Annotated in this window: 4 protein-coding genes; 1 reads left to right on the top strand and 3 read right to left on the bottom strand. The window is 43.7% G+C overall.

All coding sequences use genetic code 11. The annotated features are described in order from the left end of the window. The 3 genes from RMO27_RS09700 to RMO27_RS09690 all read right to left on the bottom strand — a co-directional run. Positions 1 to 1,018: hypothetical protein (locus RMO27_RS09700; RefSeq protein ID WP_309731810.1), on the bottom strand; the 1,018-nt coding region annotated here is incomplete at its 3' end. 57 nt (positions 1,019 to 1,075) lie between these two features. Further along, entirely contained in the window at positions 1,076 to 1,366 is a 291-nt protein-coding gene (locus RMO27_RS09695; protein WP_309731809.1) for a hypothetical protein, read from the bottom strand. A 20-nt stretch (positions 1,367 to 1,386) separates the two neighbouring features. After that, entirely contained in the window at positions 1,387 to 1,920 is a 534-nt protein-coding gene (locus tag RMO27_RS09690; RefSeq protein WP_309731807.1) for a GNAT family N-acetyltransferase, read from the bottom strand. A gap of 313 nt (positions 1,921 to 2,233) precedes the next feature. Between RMO27_RS09690 and RMO27_RS09685 the strand changes: the two genes are divergently transcribed. Then, positions 2,234 to 3,358, top strand: a 1,125-nt coding sequence (locus tag RMO27_RS09685; protein ID WP_309731805.1) for an aldehyde dehydrogenase family protein, incomplete at its 3' end; no start/stop codon positions are given.

Raw genomic sequence — 3,358 nt, 5'->3', positions numbered from 1 at the left:
CACCTATTTCGATATTATTTAGACAATCTAATCGATTCAGCATTTTATTTGCATCATCCTTTATTTTTGACCATTTATCATTTTGTTTCTCTAAGCTATTATTCGATCCCGGTCTACCTAATACAGCTAAACTTATTGCAGTTACAAAACCAATACAAGCGGGGTGACTACTGAATAAATCTATGCCTTTTTTAAAGTTACCGTGTAAACTTCCATCGTCAAGCTTATCGATAGTCATATCGAATCTAGCCAAAATATCTAGTACGTCATAAAACATATCGACAAATTTATAATTAGATGTTGATTCTATGAAATCTTGCTTTGTAAACTCATCTGCTAATCTCTCCTGTAGATCGATTTTTTCTTTTCTAGAACCGAAAACCAAGAATAATTCGATTACTTTATCAGCTTGAAACTGGCAAGGAGCTAATCTTCTTCCATTCTCTTCGATCTCTATAATTTTGACTTTTGGATACTTTTTCGTTAATTCTTTTATTATAGATTTAAAAATGGTTTCAAGTTGTCTTCTTAAATTCCAAGGTACCTGACCTGTATTCAAAACTAACATTCGATATGTGAGACTATTTACTTGAGAGGCAATCCAATATTCTATCCTGATGTTTGTGCTGCCAATCTCTTTATTTTTCAATACCTCATGAAGTGCTGATGTTCTTTGCATTCCATCGATTATATAAACATTATCTGGATCTACTTTTGCGATCGAAGTTAAAAAAGAGTCTCTATCCCTTATTTTATCTAATTCATCAAAATCGCTTCCTGTTAGAATAGCTCCTATTACTATCGGTGGAAGAACTGTTCCTGCTTCTAAATCTTGCACCATTCGCTTTCTAATCCGAATAGCTGTTGTTGTTTTTAAAGTATCTCTTTGACCTTCGAGTCCTCCTTTGTTGGCAAATGTCTTTTCAACTATTGCCAGATATTCTGCAACGCTCATATGTAGCATCACAGAATAGCAATTTGCTCTTTTATCTTTTAATATGTCTATGCCTAATGTCATGAGTATTTTTACCACTAAATTACTGGAAGCGATCGATCTCGAATTTATTCAGGAAGTCTAATGTCTAATTTTACTCGCCAAACGTTCCTGAATTTGCATCTGAAAGCTGGAAGCTATCTCTTCAATTTCCTCTGATGACATCACGTTTCCAAACTGCTCATTGAGAAGATCGATAAACTTCCCGCGTTCGAGTAGCGTCGGATCTGCCGAATCGACTGGATTGAGTGCTAACTCTATTACCTTATCCAAATGAATTCCCCAGTCAGCCCCAGCACTAGGATCGCAACCAACTTCTTCTTCAAACTTAGCCATCTCACGGGCTTCGGCTTCGGTAATTTTAAATTCCATAATTCTCTCCATTCGTCTATTTAATCATCTGAGTCGATACCTTCATCTATCCTATATTCCTCGATCGAATCAGGCTCGCGGCGATACCACTCAAAATAAGTCAAGTTCTCCTTTTCAGCATCCGAACCTCCATCAATCATTCCCATCTTGCGATAAAACGTCTCAGCGGTGGGCAAAGAATGTAATCCTACCAATCCACCATAATCTAATTCTTCACTACGGAACCGAGCAAATCGGAGTAATGCACTCCCCACCGCTCGAAATCCATTTGGATCGGGATTGGAGAGCCGATTCCACGGTGCTGTTGCAAGTGAATGGACGTATACCAGCGGGCGTGTTGGATCTACCTGAGAGCGATAACCCCTGACTTGGAGAATCATCATTCCTTGAGTCATTTGTTCGCACTCAATCGCGTAGCCTTCATATATCCCGATCCCACCTGCCAGATAAATGCGTTGTTTTTGTTCCCAATCCCAATATTGGTCTTCATCAGCCGAGGTTCTAAGTTGCTCTCGCCATAATACTTTGAAATCATTCAAGTGCTTTATGGTCATGGTTACTAATGAACCAACGCTCGATGAAGCATCTCGTACTCGAATTAGCGGCACTTCAAACTGAACGGACAAAATTTTATTTTTCCTAATGGTGGTAGATACTGGCAGTATCATCACGATCTTACAACGATCGTCGCTTACTGTGATCGAACTCCAATCTAAAGGAGTTCTGGAAAGTCTTTAGCAAACGGTAGCTATCGCAACATCAATGTAAATTTTCATCATGTTTATCATGTATTTTGATGTTACTGTCTCGAAATTTGTCACGATCGAGAGAGGAAAAACCATGTTGCTGTTTCGGTAACTCGAACCAATGAGTATTGCCAGTATTAATCCTACGACGGGTCAACAACTGCAAACTTTCCCCACCCTCGCCGATGATGTCCTCAGAGCCAAAATTATCGAATCGGCACGGGTGTTTGAGGACTATCGCCAGACATCCTGGGAGCAGCGGAGTCAATGGCTCCATCAGGCTGCTAGCCTCCTGCGGGACGATCGACAGTCCTTAGAGTGGGCACAACTTATGACCCTGGAAATGGGTAAGCCGATCGCCCAAGCGATCGCCGAAATCCAAAAGTGTGCCTGGGTTTGCGACTATTATGCCGATCGTGGGGCGGAGTTTTTAGCTGCCGAACCCGTCGCCACCGATGCCAGTCAATCTCGGATCGAGTACCAACCTCTGGGCACAATTTTAGCCGTCATGCCGTGGAATTTCCCCTTTTGGCAGGTGTTTCGGTTTGCCGCGCCCACCTTGATGGCGGGGAATGTGGCTTTGCTCAAACACGCTTCTAATGTCCCCCAGTGTGCGATCGCGATCGAGGATATTTTCCTTCAAGCAGGGTTTCCGCCAGGGGTATTTCAAACGCTATTGATTTCCGCATCCCAAGTCGAGTCGGTTGTCAAATCGTCCCAGGTGAAAGCCGCAACCCTGACGGGCAGCGAACCAGCCGGAGCCAGTTTAGCCCAGGCAGCAGGGTCAGTCCTAAAGAAAACAGTCCTGGAACTGGGTGGCAGCGACCCGTTTATCGTGACGACGAGTGCGGATCTGGATGAGGCTGTCGCTGTCGGTGTCAAAGCGCGGTTGCTCAATAATGGGCAATCATGCATTGCCGCCAAACGGTTCATCGTGCTAGAGGATATCGCGGAGGCTTTTACTAGCAAATTTCTCCAGGCATTCAGCCAACTCCAGATCGGCGACCCATTACAAACGGCGACTGATGTTGGCCCCTTGGCGACCCTGGCGGGTTTGGAGCAGATCGATCGACAGGTGCGGGATTCGATCGCAGGTGGAGCGGAATGTTTAATTGGCGGCAAACATTGGTCTGGATTACCAGGCTTTTTTTATGAACCTACTATTCTCAAGAATATTCCCCCGACTTGTGCCACCTACCGCGATGAATTTTTTGGCCCCGTGGCGTTGCTATTTACAGTACCCGAT

Source organism: Chamaesiphon sp. OTE_75_metabat_556, assembly GCF_031378165.1.
In the GTDB taxonomy this organism is placed as follows: Bacteria; Cyanobacteriota; Cyanobacteriia; order Cyanobacteriales; family Chamaesiphonaceae; genus Chamaesiphon.
Note: the sequence above shows the minus strand (reverse complement) of the source record. Positions and strands in the feature narration are given on the sequence as shown.

Excerpts from the sequence above, each read along its gene's own strand:
- RMO27_RS09695 (WP_309731809.1), bottom strand. The coding sequence starts at position 1,366 with ATGGAATTTAAAATTACCGAAGCCGAAGCCCGTGAGATGGCTAAGTTT.
- RMO27_RS09690 (WP_309731807.1), bottom strand. The coding sequence starts at position 1,920 with ATGACCATAAAGCACTTGAATGATTTCAAAGTATTATGGCGAGAGCAA.